This window comes from Paenibacillus sp. Y301, from assembly GCF_059445505.1.
The window spans coordinates 477,678-493,228 of record NZ_JCAIUL010000002.1; the positions used below are offsets into that span (position 1 = coordinate 477,678).

Genomic DNA, 15,551 nt, shown 5'->3' on the forward strand with positions numbered 1-15,551 from the left:
TTAAAGGGGGATGAGGCGTGGAATCTTTAGGAGAACTACTTCAGCAGATGAAGAATCCGTCTTTCCGACGACAGTCGCAGGCCATAGAAGACGAACTATTCAACAATCCGTTGATTAAGGAGCTACGAGCGCTTCATCCTGAATTGGATGATTCTAAGTTACGTCTTAACTTAAGCCGGTTGTACCAGTATGTTGGAGACAAACGGAATTGTGATAACTGTCCAGGTCTAGCGAATTGTCCAAATGACTTTCAAGGTCATTATAGTAAGCTTGGAGTTCAGACCGTAAATGGTTCTGCTGAGCTGTACGAACGAAAGGCTCCTTGCTCCCTTCATATAACGAAACAACATGATGATCAGGTGAAAAAGCGTATTCGTAGTTTTTATGTAGACGAGCGTGCGCTAAATGAAGGCTATAAAGAAGTGGAAATTATGGGTAAAGATCGCCTTCGTGCACCTGCTGTACAGCAAGTATTTAAATATATCCAAGAGACGAAGGACAATGGATTGTCCACACGTGGACTGTATCTGTATGGTTCTTTTGGAACGGGTAAGACATTTCTTATGAGTTACATGTTACATGAGTTAGCGATTGCAGGTCATACGGGCGTCATCGTCTATATGCCAGATTTCGTTGAGGATTTGAAATCATTAATGATGGACAGTGTAAAGCTTAAGGAAAGTACAGAAATGATGAAGAATTGTGATTTATTGATTTTTGATGATATTGGTGCGGAGAATTTGAATCCATGGGCTCGTGATCATATTATGGGGTCAATCCTAAATTATCGCATGAATCGCAAACCTACATTTTATACATCGAATTACACACTTGAGGGGCTAGAGAAGCATCTCAGCTTCACGAATAAGGATGGAGAAGAGGGTTACAAAGGTCAACGATTAATGGACCGGATCTCTCCATTTGTGGATGTGGTGAACTTGCACGGAGAGAACCAACGTGGCAAACATTAATCCAATCGAATGATTGTTATAAAAAAGTGAGATCCCCTTCGAAGGGGATCTCACTTTCTGGTTTTTATCAAGAATTGATGGTTAGCCAGAGATGATGAACTTGATAATTACCATTGCGAAGAATAGAATGGCCATGAAGACGAACATTCCGCCAAATCCAACCATTAAATCTTTGAAGTCATCGCGGGGTTCTTCATTTACATGTTCTCTTGGATCGTTGAAATGTACATTTGTATCCATGATTGAATCCTCCTCATAAAGATCTTAGTTTTGTGCATGATAAACATCATAGACAATTAGATCTGAGTTATCCCAAGTATACTCAATTCTAAAAGAACTTGTAAAGATTTTCCGTATATTAATGGTTTTGATGTTTTCCATTACATGTTAGAATGTGTTATACTTATAACTGTCCACAAAGACGTATCAGTTTAAATTCATGGAACTTTCCTAATAAGGAGGAGAAATATAATGGCTATTGTTAATGTATCTGATCAGTCCTTTAACACGGAAGTGGAAGGTCAAGGAACTGTTGTGGTTGATTTTTGGGCTCCTTGGTGTGGTCCTTGTAAGATGATTGCTCCTATCTTGGATGAGCTCTCTTCTGAACTAGGTGATAGTGTGAAGATCGCTAAAGTAAATGTGGATGAGAATCCTGAAACAGCATCTCGCTTTGGTGTAATGAGTATTCCAACGTTGATTGTTTTTAAAGATGGTCAACCGGTAGATAAAGTGGTTGGATTGAATTCGAAAGATTCACTGAAGAACATGATTTCCAAGCATCAATAAGATGTGAGCTACACGTTAGCGCCTCCGGTTAGCCGGGGGCGCTTTATTAAACTGAAAATGATCAAGCTACGTGTTATAAGCTTGATCATTCATTATATATATATAGTATTTACTGGGGGAGGTTATGACATCAAATGGATGACCTGATTAATTCTACGCAAGAGATAGAGAAGGCACAGGATCATATCCGCAATAAACTAGCCTTGTTGCCGGATCTCCCGGGGTGCTATTTGATGAAGAATAGGGATGGTACCATTATTTACGTAGGAAAGGCCAAGATTCTTAAGAATCGGGTTCGGTCTTATTTTACAGGAAGTCACAATGGTAAAACTCAGATGCTTGTCTCCGAAATTCGAGACTTCGAATATATCGTAACAGGAAGTAATATGGAGGCACTGATTCTTGAATGTAATCTAATTAAAGGCCATCAACCGAGATATAATGTCCTATTAAAGGATGATAAGACATTTCCATATATTAAAATTACGAATGAACTTCATCCTCGATTAGAAGTGACGCGACGTGTGTTGAAGGATAAGGCGAAGTATTTCGGCCCCTATCCGAATGCTTATGCTGCCCAGCAGACTAAGAAATTGTTGGATCGTATGTATCCATTACGTAAATGTGGAGCTATGCCGAAGGAAGTATGCCTTTATTATCATATGGGACAATGTTTAGCACCCTGTGAGAAAGAAGTAACCCAACAATCGTATGATCAGATTACACAAGAGATTAGCTCTTTTCTTAGTGGAGGGCATGAAATTATTAAGAAGGAACTACAACGCAAGATGTTGGAAGCTTCAGAGGAACTTTATTTCGAGCGAGCGAAAGAACTTCGAGATCAGATTATGAACATCGATGCCATTATGGAGAAGCAGAAAATTACGACTTCAGATACGCGAGATCGTGATGTACTTGGATTTGCAGTAGATAAAGGTTGGATGTGTGTTCAAATTCTGTATATGCGTAAAGGTAAAATGATTCAGCGTCACGCCTCGGTGTTCCCGTTCTATGGGGAAGCGTATAGCGACTTCATGACTTTCGTTACTCAGTATTACAGTGATAACCCGGCATTACCTCAAGAAATCCTATTACCAGAGCTGAACACAGCAGAAGTTAAGGAAGAGATAATAGACGCGGATGGAAATGTTGCCGAAGATGAGGGTGATGTTCAGTCTAATATCGAAGAGGGGAATGTAATCGAAGGTTCTGGTAGTGAGATATCCGATGTTGAAGCTACTTCAACTGAGAATGATCCACGTGCTTCTCTACTATCAGGTAGCGTCGAGGCGGCTAACGTTGTGGCTGCACTTCAAGAATGGTTGGGTATTAAAGTATATGTACCCCAACGAGGGTTGAAGAAACAGATGGTAGGGATGGCAGCTGAGAATGCTAGAGTATCTCTGAATGAGAAGTTTCGACTTATCGAGCGTGATGAAGAGCGGACTTCCATTGCCGCAGCCAATTTAGGTGAAGCGATTGGTATTGATTCATTACATCGCATTGAAGCTTTTGATAATTCCAATATTCAGGGAACGAATCCTGTTTCAGCTATGATTGTATTTATAGATGGTAAACCTGATAAGAAAGAATATCGGAAATACAAAATTCGTACCGTCGATGGACCCGATGATTATAATACGATGCGAGAAGTGATTCGAAGACGATATGAACGAGTATTGAAGGAAAACCTAGAAATGCCAGATTTGATCGTTGTGGATGGTGGGAAGGGTCAAATATCTGCGGCGATGGACGTACTTGAGAATGAATTAGGTTTATTTATTCCTGTATGCGGACTCGTTAAGGATGTGAAGCATAGAACCTCACAGTTGATGATTGGTGAACCTGCAGAGGTGATTACACTGCCACGTGATAGTCAAGAATTCTATCTATTACAACGCATTCAGGAAGAGGTACATCGCTTTGCGATTACGTTCCATCGTGAACAACGGGGTAAATCTATGGTTACCTCACAGCTCGATGCTATACCGGGGGTAGGAGAAAAGCGGCGTAAGCTGATGTTGAAGCATTTCGGATCTCTCAAAAAAATAAGAGAGGCCAGTGTCGAAGACTTCCGGCCTCTCTCTATTGGCGAGAAACTCGCCTCTCAGATTATTGCAGCACTTCAGGAGGAGTCGTAACATACGGCTTCTCTTTTTTTTCTTGAAAATAAGCAGGATACGTATCGCTTGATACGCTATATCTTATAATTCCGTCCGAGATAGGACACCGTCTTAATCAGTGGTGAGTCTCTTTCTTCTGGAGTAGACAAGATAAATTACGTACGCAACGATGAAGGGCATGACCATAGACACCACACCTGCTGTAATACTAGTGGAGTCCTCCAGGGTGAGTAAGCTGAAACCCATCAAGATGCTATCGAACACAACATGGCTGAACATCGCTGCAATAAAGCCATAGCGTAGAAATATAAAGCTGAAGAGTAAGCCGATAACGACTAGTTCTATAGGTCTTGAAATAACGGGATAGATAGGATAAAGCGTATGGCCGAACGCCCAGATGAGGGATGGAATGAGACACGCTAGGAAGGTATTCTTAACGATCTTTTGCATCATCCTAATCCCAAATAAACGATAAACAGCTTCTTCTGAAATTCCAGCTACCCATGCCATGAGCGGTAGAATCCAAGGGTATACCATATTAATCGGGGATTGACTAGCATCCGTCGTAGACCAGCTATGAAGCGTCAGACCGAGTATTAAAAAGATGACGGATTGAACTCCTAACAAGATGAGGGCCCATAAATATCCGACATACATACTATGAAGAACAAATTTACCATACCCGGCTTCTTTTGCACGTGGCCAAGGATTAAGTCCTGTTTCCTTCCGCCATAAGCCATCTCCACCAACAAGTGAGAAGTACAATAACGCAGCCATAACTAAGGTAAGGAGACCCTGGAATATTAACCCGAACGTTAGACTTAATCCCGTCAGTCCCTCGGCTTCCAAGGCGGGCAACATATTTAATGTGCTTAGCATGGAGACAATGAAATAGAATGAACTCAGGAATATTCCTCGAACAAAAGAGGTATGCTTTCTCGTTATTGCGCTATATACAATAGCAAGTATGCCAAGCGCTAAAGTGAGGAGTCCATATCCGAGCATGGTCATCCAAACGGCTTTGGTGTGTTCTTTTTCTACATAAGATGTATGTTCTGACGGAATCGAAAAGGAAGGTTCAAAGGAGACGATCCTGTCTGATCCGAAAGTGAACTTCAATTGTAATACGGCCTCGCCAATCGTAGTATTTAAGTCCGAATAGGTAAGGGTCGATTTTTTATTTTCTGTGATCTGGAGAGTCTTTGAATCATATCCTAATTGGGTTAGCCATTGTTCTGCAAGTCTTACATTATTTGTTGTACTGATCGATTCCTCTGTAGGTTCAATAAGGGGCGAGTTCTTCTTCTGAGAAAAGGATACGATATCTCCTGTATTCATATGTACATCTATATTAAGGTAGTTATTGGTATTACCTTCTTTCAGACGGACGCGGTAAACTTCGGTTGGATATTTATGATCGAAAGTAGTATTGTATTTCTCCATTAACTTCTCTTTAGATAAATAACCATATAAATCTGAGTCAGATTGATAGGTGACCAAAGTATCATCGGGTTGACTCAATACATGAATGTGAAGTTGTGACTCAGCATATTGTGTGGCCGCGATTCTTGCTTGATCCTTAGTGATTAATTCTTTGCTTGGTTGCTCCAGTGTATCGGATGCGGTGCTGGGGAATACTTGCAATATCATAAACAGAATCAGACCGATAACCCCACATAGACCGAGAACCTTATAGTTGATATTAAGTTTCAAAGGTTGTCCCGTAGAATTCATTTAATTTCCTCCTAAAAGTTTTTGAGCGCTACTTCTTAGAATTACTTCGTAAAAACTTACATCGAAAGCATAAACTTAAAGTTTTTGAGCGTTACTCCTTGGTAATACTTCGTAAAAACTTACATCGAAAGCATAAACTTAAAGTTTTTGAGCGCTACTCCTTGGTAATACTTCGTAAAAACTTACATCGAAAACATAAACTTCGTTAGATGCTCTTATAAGTAACGATAACATAGCATAGCTTCTAGCGGTAAATCCAGCAAATGTAACTCGAAATGGTGCAAAGCAGATGAATAAGAAGGTAATCATACTTATGGAGAGAGAACCACTGTTCTGATACGTTCTTTCGCTTATATTTAACCCATATCCAGTCATTTGTCCAGAAAATCAATTTGTACAGTTACTGGATAAAGATTATAATCGGAATGCAATTTAATAATGCGCCAAATTTTCATATGAAATACGGGGGAACCATTTCTTGTAGAGACGATTTAGTCTATCTACTTGTGGGGTGAATTTCGTTGTTGAATGAACGAATAGGGTAAGCTGTGCATACCCGAATCCGTCAGCTAACCTCGTAGGCGATATGCAAGCAGGAACCAACCGAGAGGCATTGGATTTCCAGTGTCTTTTTTTGTTGATTTAAAAAGGGGTGAAGCGTGTGAAATGGAAGTATAGTTGGTTCAGATTATCCCCTCCACAAATTCTAGTTATTGGTTTCGCTACCATTATACTACTGGGAACGGTATTGTTAACCTTACCCATATCGAATACGACGGGTAAACCCCTCGCCTTCATTGATGCATTGTTTACAGCAACATCAGCGACTTGCGTTACGGGCTTAGTCGTGCAGGACACGGGGACGTTCTTCAGCACATTTGGGCAAGTGGTCATTATTATGCTCATTCAGGTGGGCGGACTTGGATTTATGACGATGGCTACGTTATTCGCCTTTCTGTTGAAACGGAAGATATCCCTACGTGACCGTTTGCTCCTTCAAGAAGCGATGAATCAGGGCTCAATGGAAGGAATAGTACGACTGATTCGAAAAGTATTACTCTTTTCTCTTATTATCGAAGGATCAGCTGCTGTTCTGTTAACTGTAAGATGGGCAGTAGATATGCCCTTTGGAAAAGCTTTATATTTTGGTATTTTTCATGCCATTTCAATGTTTAACAATGCTGGATTTGATCTATTCGGTGACTTCCGTAGCCTTACAGGTTATGTATATGATCCAATCGTCAACTTTGTGGTGATGTTCCTTATTGTATCTGGAGGAATTGGATTCATTGTTCTATCTGACATGGTCGATTTCCGAAAGACGCGTAGGATATCTTTACATTCAAAAGTAGTACTATCCATGACAGCCTTTCTAATCGTGTTCGGAGCCATTGTTATATTTGTATTCGAGTATTCTAATCCAAGAACATTAGGGTCGTTAAATTGGGGTGGCAAAATCCTTGGCTCCCTCTTCCAATCGGTTACACCAAGAACTGCAGGTGCGAATACGCTTGATCTGGGTAATATGAGACAGGCATCTCAATTCTTTATGATTATACTTATGTTCATTGGGGCTTCTCCAGGATCTACTGGAGGTGGGATCAAGACAACAACGTTTACGCTTATTATTGGTGCTGTGATCTCCATGTTACGTGGACGAGATGACATCGTATTGTTTCGCTACCGGTTTGCGCAAGAACGTATATTTAAAGCGCTCACGATTACACTAGTTGCACTTTTGCTTGTAATGAGTGTAGCGATGATACTTTCTACGACAGAAGACAGTAGTTTTCTAATGATATTGTATGAGACAACTTCTGCATTTGGTACAGTAGGGTTAACGATGGGATTAACCACACATCTGACCTTAGCGGGTAAAATTCTGATAAGTCTAACGATGTTTGCAGGTCGCCTTGGACCACTTACACTGGCATATGCACTGGGTCCGAAGAAAGGCAAAGAGTTATATCGTCATCCAGAGGGTAAAATTATTATAGGGTAGAAGAGAAATTGAGATGATTAAAGGAGTATTGAAAGAGAGATGAAGAAACAGCAGTTTGTCGTTATTGGATTGGGGCGGTTCGGGTCTTCTATTGCTCAAGAACTTATGGCACTGAATTATGAAGTGCTAGGGATCGATCGAAATGAAGAGATTGTAAGTGATATGAGTGAGTTACTGACGTATGCTGTTGTGGCAGATGCCTCAGATGAAGAAGTGCTGAAATCGTTAGGTGTTCGTAATTTCGATTGTGGTATTGTGGCTATCGGAGAAGACATCCAGACGAGTATTCTTGCAACCATACTGCTCAAAGATTTAGGAGTAACGACAGTCGTTGCTAAAGCGATCTCTGTTCTTCACGGAAGAGCATTGGAGAAACTAGGAGTAGATCGAGTAGTGTACCCTGAGCGAGATATGGGCATTCGGGTTGCACATCAACTGGTAACTCCGAACTTACTGGATTATATTGAACTTTCGAAAGATTACAGCATTGTAGAGATGAACGCTCCGTTATGTCTTGATGGTAAGACACTCACAGAGATAAATATTCGTACTAGATTTGGCTGTAGCATCGTGGCTTTGCATAGATCAACTGGCATTATTGTGGCGCCTACAGCAATGGATCAGGTTCGAGCAGGCGATATTATGGTCATTATCGGGTCTAACGAGAATATTGAAAATTTTGAGAATGAACTCATGGATGACAATTAAATAGGAATAGAACCACTTTCGGTAGAGGTAGCTAATTTCTCAAAAAAATGCGAACGTAAAACACAGAGAAGGTCAAGGAGATTATCCTTGACCTTCTCTGTGTTTCTTTTTTTGGTGAAATCATAAAAATCATAAATCTAGGCGATTAAATAAGGATTCTGTTTCTTCGATCCATTGCCGTGCAGCCTTACTTAACTCGGTATATTCACCATAGATTAAGGATGTCGTTCGTCGTGTTTCTTTGAGATCAGGGATATGAATAACTTTGAGATCATTATCGTCAATAAGTTGTTGATGTAGATAAGATTTGGGTAATAATGTTACAGCTTTACAAGTAGGTAATAAGCGGACAATCGCTTCAAACGAGTCGATCTCCATTCGAATATCAGGCATAATACCCGTATTCTCAAATAAGTCGTCCATTAATTTACGATACCATGTCCCACTTGAGAAAATAATCATGGGTGTCTCATGTAAATCGTTCATATGAATGGCTGGTGATTCGGCAAGGGGGTGTTGTCTTGGTAGAACTAATTCCAAGTGATCTTCAAATAAAGGGATACAGTTTAAGCCTCTTTCGTGGATGGATGAAGCAACAATTCCAACGTCGATCTTCTTCTCACGGAGTGCTGAAACAATTTCATGCGTTCTACCTGTAACAAGTTTGATTTCTGCAGTGGGATGCTTCTCCATAAAAGTATTGATCAGTGGTGGAAGCGTTGTTTGAATTGTAGTTAGGCTTGCCCCAAGAGTGACAGAGATCTGACTTCCATCTTTATGCTGAGATAATGTTCGCAAGAATTGTTGTTGAAGCTTTCTTTGCTCAAGAGCAAAGGTATATGTTAAATGTCCGATCGAGGTCAATTCTAATCGCTTACCACGACGGTGAAATAGATTTACCCCAAGATCGTTCTCTAACTTGGAAATTTTACGTGATAGAGCGGGTTGAGAAAGGTTCAGTAACTTAGAAGCCTTATTGAGACTGGACTGCTCCACAACGATTGCAAACACATCTAACGCTTCAAACATAGTACACCTCACTCATCTCATTTTTACCGGAACATCAATTCATTCGCTTATGCGCTTATGTTATAACTAATAATAATTATATTGCAATTCCATTATAAGCTAAAAAGGAGTAACATGAAAAGTGCCACAAGTTGTTCACAGATTATTAAGAAATGTGGCTGTTTTAGTCGCTTTCTGCGGCTTTTATCACGTCCGTATATGTTTTATTAACAAAGATATTTGAAAACGCTGTTATTGGAAAGGGGATTAGTCATTTATGAAGGGTTACTATGCTAGAAAGATTCACTCGCTTCTCGGAGTGATCCCACTGAGTTTCTTTATTTTAGAGCATCTTGTGACGAATTTCGGTGCATTTGAAGGGGGACTTGAGAAGTTTAATGAGGGGGTAGCATTTCTTAATGGTCTACCACTCGTATTGTTCATGGAGCTGTTTCTAATTTGGCTACCCTTGCTCTATCATGGTGTATTTGGTTTATATCTCGCCTATCAATCACAACCGAATAATGGATCATATAACTATGGACGCAACTGGCGGTTCTTGTTTCAACGTGTTACAGGTGTCCTAACCTTTATGTTTGTCATTTGGCATGTGTATGAGACACGAGTTCAAGTAGCCTTAGGAAATGTTACACATGAAGAATTGGGTGGTATTATACATGCAGTAGTTATGAATCCTGTTACGTTTATTCTATATTTAATCGGTGTTATTTCCACGGCGTTCCATTTCTCTAATGGGATCTGGTCTTTCTTAGTCAGCTGGGGAATTACTGTAGGACCACGTGCACAACGCGTATCATCAATGATGTGTATGGGATTATTCGCTATCGTATCGGTATTATTCATCTTGTCACTAATTGCTTTCCGAAATGTTGAGTTCCAGACCGCTTTGAACTTTATAGAATCATGGAAGACAGTCTTAAGTTAAGGGGTGACCTACATGGCAACAGCAAATATTATTATTGTGGGCGGCGGGTTAGCTGGATTGATGGCAACCATAAAAGCAGCAGAATCAGGTACACATGTTCACTTATTCTCACTAGTTCCCGTAAAGAGATCTCACTCCGTATGTGCTCAGGGCGGAATCAACGGGGCTGTTAACACCAAAGGGGAAGGAGACTCACCATGGGAGCATTTCGATGATACCGTCTATGGTGGAGATTTCTTAGCCAATCAGCCTCCAGTTAAAGCGATGTGCGATGCAGCACCTGGAATTATTCACTTGATGGATCGGATGGGGGTTATGTTTAATCGTACGCCTGAGGGACTTCTGGACTTCCGGCGCTTCGGTGGAACGCAATATCATAGGACAGCCTTTGCGGGTGCTACGACAGGGCAACAGTTATTGTATGCACTTGATGAGCAAGTTCGTCGCTATGAGGCTGAAGGCTTAGTAACCAAACATGAAAATTGGGAGTTCTTATCCGCTGTTATTGATGATGATGGAGTATGTCGTGGCATTTGTGCACAAGATCTGAAGAGCATGGAGATTCATACGTTTGCTGCGGATGCTGTTATTTTAGCAAGTGGGGGACCTGGTATTATTTTCGGTAAGACTACGAATTCGGTTATTAATACAGGTACTGCAGCAAGTGCAGTGTATCAGCAAGGGGTATATTATGCGAATGGTGAGTTTATTCAGATTCATCCAACGGCGATCCCTGGAGACGATAAGCTTCGCTTGATGTCGGAATCTGCACGTGGTGAAGGTGGGCGCATCTGGACGTATAAAGATGGGAAGCCATGGTATTTCCTTGAAGAGAAGTATCCTGCTTACGGAAATTTAGTACCACGTGATATCGCAACTCGCGAAATATTCCATGTGTGTGTAGATATGGGTCTTGGAGTCAATGGTGAGAACATGGTCTATCTTGATCTCTCCCACAAAGATCCGAAAGAACTGGATGTTAAATTAGGTGGTATTATTGAAATTTATGAGAAGTTCATGGGTGATGATCCTCGAAAGATTCCTATGAAAATATTCCCGGCAGTCCATTATTCAATGGGTGGCATGTGGGTGGATTACAATCAGATGACGAACATTCCAGGGCTATTTGCAGCTGGGGAGTGTGAATATCAATATCATGGTGCGAATCGTCTTGGAGCTAACTCACTTGTATCCGCTATATACGGAGGTATGGTTTCTGGACCTAAAGCAGTTGAATATATCAAAGGCCTTAAGAAGAGAGCGGAAGATATACCTACTGCGGTATATGATCGTTATAAGAAAGAACAGACAGACAAGTATGAGAATCTCCTTGCTATGAATGGAACGGAGAATGCCTATGTTCTGCACAGAGAACTAGGTGAGTGGATGACGAATAACATGACGGTTGTACGTTATAATGACAAGCTCGAAGCTACGATTGAGAAGATTAAAGAATTAAAGAAACGCTACAAGAATATTAACATGAACGATAAATCCCGATTTAATAATCCAAGTGTAGCGTTTACTCGTCAACTATGGAATATGATAGAGCTTGCACACGCGATGACGTTGGGTGCCTTGATGCGAAATGAGAGTCGTGGTGCTCACTATAAGCCAGATTATCCTGAGCGTAATGACGAGCAGTTCCTGAAGACTACGAAAGCGAAGTGGACACCTGAAGGACCACAAATCTCGTATGAAGAGATTGATGTATCTTTGATTCCACCACGGATTCGTGACTATTCGAAGGAAAAGTAACGTTAATATTATCGATGAATTAAGTATCGGTAGTGGCGCTTAAAAACATATGGGAGGAACTAATATGGCGGAAACATCTGTATCACAAAAAAATGTTAAGTTTATTATTACTCGTCAGGATGCGCCGGATTCTAAGCCTTATACAGAGGAGTTTGAGATTCCGTATCGTCCTGGTATGAACGTTATAAGCTCATTGATGGAGATTCAACGTAATCCGGTAACTAGTGAAGGGAAAGATATTGCTCCTGTATGTTGGGAATCCAATTGCTTAGAAGAAGTATGTGGTGCCTGCTCGATGGTTATTAACGGTAAACCACGTCAAGCGTGTGCAGCACTTATTGATAATCTTGAGCAACCAGTACGGTTACAACCGATGAGTACATTCCCGGTTGTGCGTGACCTTGTGATTGACCGCAATCGTATGTTTAAGGCACTCAAGCGAGTGAAGGCTTGGATCCCGATTGATGGTACGTATGATTTAGGCCCCGGACCTCGTATGGCTGAGAAGAAGCGGCAATGGGCATATGAATTATCAAAGTGTATGACTTGCGGAGTATGCCTTGAAGCTTGTCCTAACGTGAATGAGAAGACGGATTTCATCGGTCCTGCAGCTATTTCACAAGTAAGGCTCTTTAATGCCCATCCTACTGGGGAAATGAATAAAGAGGAACGTTTAGACATGTTAATGGAGGACGGCGGTATTGATGGGTGTGGGAATTCACAGAACTGTGTCCGTTCATGTCCCAAAGGGATTCCTCTAACAACCTCTATAGCAGAGATGAATAAAGACACAACCAAGCATATGTTTAAGCGTTGGTTAGGAGTATAATAAATAGCATATTGTAGCTACGCTAATACGACACCTCCACGAATCGCATCCCTGCGATACTCGTGGAGGTGTTATTTGTAAATAATAAGAGTGATCTGGAGGGGATCGTATTGATTATTGATCGACCGGTAACGAGTACCGATATCATGATAGATTGTGATAAACTCGGAGTACGTCGTGGGATGAACTTACTCGTTCATTCTTCTATGAAAAGTATTGGTGGATGGATCGTTGGAGGTGCGGAAGCTGTTATTCTAGCTTTAGAGAATCTATTGGGTAAAGAAGGAACACTTATAATGCCCACTCAATCAGGGAACCTGACAGATCCAGAGACGTGGATGAATCCTCCTGCAGATCCTCGATGGTGGGGTCTTATACGTGAGAGCATGCCTCCATATGATCCTGATTTCACAGTTACTAGAGGCATGGGTATTATTCCTGAAATTTTTCGTAAACAGTCGGGTGTTTATCGTAGTGCTCATCCCCATGTATCTTTCGCAGCTAGGGGTAGACTTGCTACATATATTACGGAGTCTCATCCGTTAGATTACAGTCTAGGTGAGAGCTCACCACTTGCTAGAATGGCAGAGGTGGATACATATGTGCTCTTATTAGGTACGGATCATAGCAACAATACATCATTTCATCTAGCGGAATATCGTTGCGCATATCGAGGTAAGAAGGAGATTGAGTCCAAAGCGCCAATCCAGGGTAAACACAATACAGAGTGGGTATCCTTTCAAGATATCAACTTTACATCGGATGATTTTCATATAGTGGGTGCAGATTTCGAGCGGAATTGCTCCGAACTGTACACACGTGGGAACGTAGGTATGGCTTCCTGCCTGCTATCCAGACAAAACGATCTAGTGAATTATGCGATATCATGGTTTGAACATCACCGGTAAACTAAATCTGCTAGGAGGAATTCATATGATATGCAGAGAACGTAAAGAGGACTGGGTTATGGTTGACCAGCACCAACATGGATTACTTGCGGGAGAGTTTGCTGCAGCAATGAATTCGACTATATTTCGAAGTAATAAACGATGGAATGAAGCTGTCTATGCCGTGAAAGATCATGACCGAGGTTGGATTGATCTAGATGATGACCCCTTTTTAAATGATGCTTTGCATGCACCTTATACATTTTTAGATTTCCCGATTGCTACGAAATTAACCTTTTATAGTAAAGGACTGGACGAAATCCAGTTAAAAAGTCCATATGCAGCACTTCTATGCAGTATGCATTACGACAGACTTTTAAACCAAGCTAATATCGAGCATCCTGCTCTCAGAAAGTATATGCAGCAAGAACAGAATCGTAGAAAATATATTCAATTAGAGCTAGGAATAACAGATTTAGAAACCGATAGTGATCTTGTCTATGATCTAAACGTATTGAGGTTCTGTGATGATTTATCGCTCTATTTATGTTTAAATGAACCTGGAGCAGACAAAGAACACGAATTTCCTTGGTGGCGTGAAGGCTTTCCCATGTCTGATGAATTCGACTGTACGGGTGGCAACATCATTCAAGCACACTGGAAGAATGTGAATACAGTGGAACTATCGCCGTTTCCCTTTGATAGAAAGTTCACTGTTGAACTGACATGTATCATTGTATCCAAGCTAGCTATTCAACAAATGGGTATCTCAGAAGCTTATTCTAATGGTGATGTGATTCAGTATACTTTTCAAATTCAGGGTAGTTAATTTAATTTATGTATTGGGGGCTGTGACATCATGACGAAACAAGAGAAGCCTCTGGACTCATCTTCATCTTCGTCTTCAATACCCTCTGGAATTCGTTCAACTAAGAACTGGAGCGAAATGAAGATGACGAGAAGGCAATTTCTTCGTTATAGTGCAACAACAGTGATAGGTGCTAGTTTAATTACAGGTGGATATGCAAGTTTATGGGAACCTCGACATCTATCGATTGAGTCACTGGAACTTGAATTTGCAAGATTACCCGCTGCCTTTGATGGGTTAAAAGTGGTTCAATTTAGCGATCTGCATCTAGGGTTTCATACTCACGAGAAGGATATTAAGAGTTTAATGGCAACCATAACAAGTCAATCGCCGGATATCATTTGTTTCACAGGGGATATTGTAGACAATAGTGCGGAACCTCTAGCTCAAGCTGTACCGTATTTATCTTCACTTCATGCGCCATTAGGTAAGTATGCCATTCTAGGAAACCATGATCATTGGGGACAGCCAGGTGAAGTCATTCGTATGTTGAAGGCTTCAGGATTTATTGTACTTCAGAATAAACATGTTATCGTAAAAAAAGAAGGAAGTATGATTGCCATCGTGGGATTAGAAGACCTTTTAATTGGAAGACCTAACCCAGAAGAAGCATTAAAGGGTGTTCCAGAAGGGACATTTTCCCTGTTGCTTATGCATGAACCGGATTATGCAGACACTGCGGCAACGTATCCTTTTGATCTCCAATTATCAGGGCATAGCCATGGGGGGCAAGTGCGATTACCCTTCATGGGGGCAGTCATGACACCTAAAGGTTCGAAACGTTATATTCAGGGACTCTATTCGATGGAATCCAATGATATGAAGTTATATGTAAATCGTGGGTTCGGAGTTACTAAATTACCTATTAGATTCCTGTGTAGTCCAGAATTAACCGTATTTACGTTCAAAACGTCGGGATTGTTATGAG

The 15,551-nt window shown here is 41.0% G+C and carries 14 protein-coding genes and 1 riboswitch; of the genes, 11 read left to right on the forward strand and 3 right to left on the reverse strand.

What is annotated here, in order from left to right:
• Window positions 1–17: 17 nt before the first annotated feature.
• Window positions 18–971, forward strand: coding sequence for a primosomal protein DnaI (gene dnaI, locus AC1D69_RS05705; protein WP_495455172.1), 954 nt, complete (start codon window positions 18–20; stop codon window positions 969–971).
• Window positions 972–1,052: 81 nt separating this feature from the next.
• Here dnaI and AC1D69_RS05710 read toward each other — a convergent pair whose 3' ends face one another.
• Window positions 1,053–1,211 carry a YqzM family protein gene (locus AC1D69_RS05710; protein WP_495455173.1) on the reverse strand — a complete coding sequence of 53 codons (159 nt, stop codon included), beginning with the start codon at window positions 1,209–1,211 and terminating at the stop codon, window positions 1,053–1,055.
• Between the two features lie 231 nt (window positions 1,212–1,442).
• On the opposite strand from AC1D69_RS05710, the gene trxA reads away from it, so the two are divergent.
• Together trxA and uvrC are read left to right on the forward strand one after the other, a co-directional pair.
• On the forward strand, window positions 1,443–1,760 hold the full coding sequence (gene trxA / locus AC1D69_RS05715; RefSeq protein ID WP_495455174.1) for a thioredoxin: 318 nt from the start codon (window positions 1,443–1,445) through the stop codon (window positions 1,758–1,760).
• Window positions 1,761–1,894: 134 nt separating this feature from the next.
• A complete protein-coding gene (gene uvrC / locus AC1D69_RS05720; RefSeq protein ID WP_495455175.1) occupies window positions 1,895–3,901 on the forward strand; it encodes an excinuclease ABC subunit UvrC in 2,007 nt (668 codons plus the stop codon).
• A gap of 93 nt (window positions 3,902–3,994) precedes the next feature.
• Here the strand turns inward: uvrC and AC1D69_RS05725 are convergent, their stop codons facing one another.
• Complete coding sequence (locus AC1D69_RS05725; RefSeq protein ID WP_495455176.1) at window positions 3,995–5,617, reverse strand: CPBP family intramembrane glutamic endopeptidase; 1,623 nt, start codon at window positions 5,615–5,617, stop codon at window positions 3,995–3,997.
• A 431-nt stretch (window positions 5,618–6,048) separates the two neighbouring features.
• A riboswitch (cyclic di-AMP (ydaO/yuaA leader) is annotated at window positions 6,049–6,215 on the forward strand.
• A 63-nt stretch (window positions 6,216–6,278) separates the two neighbouring features.
• Between AC1D69_RS05725 and AC1D69_RS05730 the strand changes: the two genes are divergently transcribed.
• Window positions 6,279–7,619: a TrkH family potassium uptake protein gene (locus AC1D69_RS05730; RefSeq protein WP_495455177.1), complete on the forward strand. Its 1,341-nt coding sequence runs from the start codon at window positions 6,279–6,281 to the stop codon at window positions 7,617–7,619.
• Window positions 7,620–7,658: 39 nt separating this feature from the next.
• A complete protein-coding gene (locus AC1D69_RS05735; RefSeq protein ID WP_495455178.1) occupies window positions 7,659–8,327 on the forward strand; it encodes a potassium channel family protein in 669 nt (222 codons plus the stop codon).
• A 129-nt stretch (window positions 8,328–8,456) separates the two neighbouring features.
• On the opposite strand, the gene AC1D69_RS05740 is transcribed toward AC1D69_RS05735, so the two are convergent.
• Window positions 8,457–9,356, reverse strand: a complete 900-nt coding sequence (locus AC1D69_RS05740; RefSeq protein WP_495455179.1) for a LysR family transcriptional regulator — start codon at window positions 9,354–9,356, stop codon at window positions 8,457–8,459.
• A gap of 256 nt (window positions 9,357–9,612) precedes the next feature.
• Here AC1D69_RS05740 and AC1D69_RS05745 point away from each other — a divergent pair, with 256 nt between their 5' ends.
• The 6 genes from AC1D69_RS05745 (at window position 9,613) to AC1D69_RS05770 (ending at window position 15,550) form a co-directional block, all read left to right on the forward strand.
• Window positions 9,613–10,281, forward strand: a complete 669-nt coding sequence (locus tag AC1D69_RS05745; protein WP_495455180.1) for a succinate dehydrogenase cytochrome b558 subunit — start codon at window positions 9,613–9,615, stop codon at window positions 10,279–10,281.
• 12 nt (window positions 10,282–10,293) lie between these two features.
• Window positions 10,294–12,039 (forward strand): succinate dehydrogenase flavoprotein subunit, encoded by a 1,746-nt coding sequence (gene sdhA / locus AC1D69_RS05750; RefSeq protein WP_495455181.1) that lies wholly within the window; start codon window positions 10,294–10,296, stop codon window positions 12,037–12,039.
• Between the two features lie 64 nt (window positions 12,040–12,103).
• Window positions 12,104–12,868 (forward strand): succinate dehydrogenase iron-sulfur subunit, encoded by a 765-nt coding sequence (gene sdhB / locus AC1D69_RS05755; RefSeq protein ID WP_495455182.1) that lies wholly within the window; start codon window positions 12,104–12,106, stop codon window positions 12,866–12,868.
• Between the two features lie 110 nt (window positions 12,869–12,978).
• On the forward strand, window positions 12,979–13,776 hold the full coding sequence (locus AC1D69_RS05760; RefSeq protein ID WP_495455305.1) for an AAC(3) family N-acetyltransferase: 798 nt from the start codon (window positions 12,979–12,981) through the stop codon (window positions 13,774–13,776).
• Window positions 13,777–13,801: 25 nt separating this feature from the next.
• Window positions 13,802–14,584, forward strand: a complete 783-nt coding sequence (locus tag AC1D69_RS05765) for a DUF3891 family protein (protein ID WP_495455183.1) — start codon at window positions 13,802–13,804, stop codon at window positions 14,582–14,584.
• Between the two features lie 30 nt (window positions 14,585–14,614).
• Entirely contained in the window at window positions 14,615–15,550 is a 936-nt protein-coding gene (locus tag AC1D69_RS05770; protein ID WP_495455184.1) for a metallophosphoesterase, read from the forward strand.
• Window position 15,551: the final 1 nt, after the last annotated feature.

Excerpts from the sequence above, each read along its gene's own strand:
- AC1D69_RS05740 (WP_495455179.1), bottom strand. The coding sequence starts at position 9,356 with ATGTTTGAAGCGTTAGATGTGTTTGCAATCGTTGTGGAGCAGTCCAGT.
- AC1D69_RS05765 (WP_495455183.1), top strand. The coding sequence starts at position 13,802 with ATGATATGCAGAGAACGTAAAGAGGACTGGGTTATGGTTGACCAGCAC.
- AC1D69_RS05725 (WP_495455176.1), bottom strand. The coding sequence starts at position 5,617 with ATGAATTCTACGGGACAACCTTTGAAACTTAATATCAACTATAAGGTT.
- AC1D69_RS05710 (WP_495455173.1), bottom strand. The coding sequence starts at position 1,211 with ATGGATACAAATGTACATTTCAACGATCCAAGAGAACATGTAAATGAA.
- sdhB (WP_495455182.1), top strand. The coding sequence starts at position 12,104 with ATGGCGGAAACATCTGTATCACAAAAAAATGTTAAGTTTATTATTACT.
- AC1D69_RS05735 (WP_495455178.1), top strand. The coding sequence starts at position 7,659 with ATGAAGAAACAGCAGTTTGTCGTTATTGGATTGGGGCGGTTCGGGTCT.
- AC1D69_RS05745 (WP_495455180.1), top strand. The coding sequence starts at position 9,613 with ATGAAGGGTTACTATGCTAGAAAGATTCACTCGCTTCTCGGAGTGATC.
- sdhA (WP_495455181.1), top strand. The coding sequence starts at position 10,294 with ATGGCAACAGCAAATATTATTATTGTGGGCGGCGGGTTAGCTGGATTG.
- AC1D69_RS05770 (WP_495455184.1), top strand. The coding sequence starts at position 14,615 with ATGACGAAACAAGAGAAGCCTCTGGACTCATCTTCATCTTCGTCTTCA.
- uvrC (WP_495455175.1), top strand. The coding sequence starts at position 1,895 with ATGGATGACCTGATTAATTCTACGCAAGAGATAGAGAAGGCACAGGAT.
- trxA (WP_495455174.1), top strand. The coding sequence starts at position 1,443 with ATGGCTATTGTTAATGTATCTGATCAGTCCTTTAACACGGAAGTGGAA.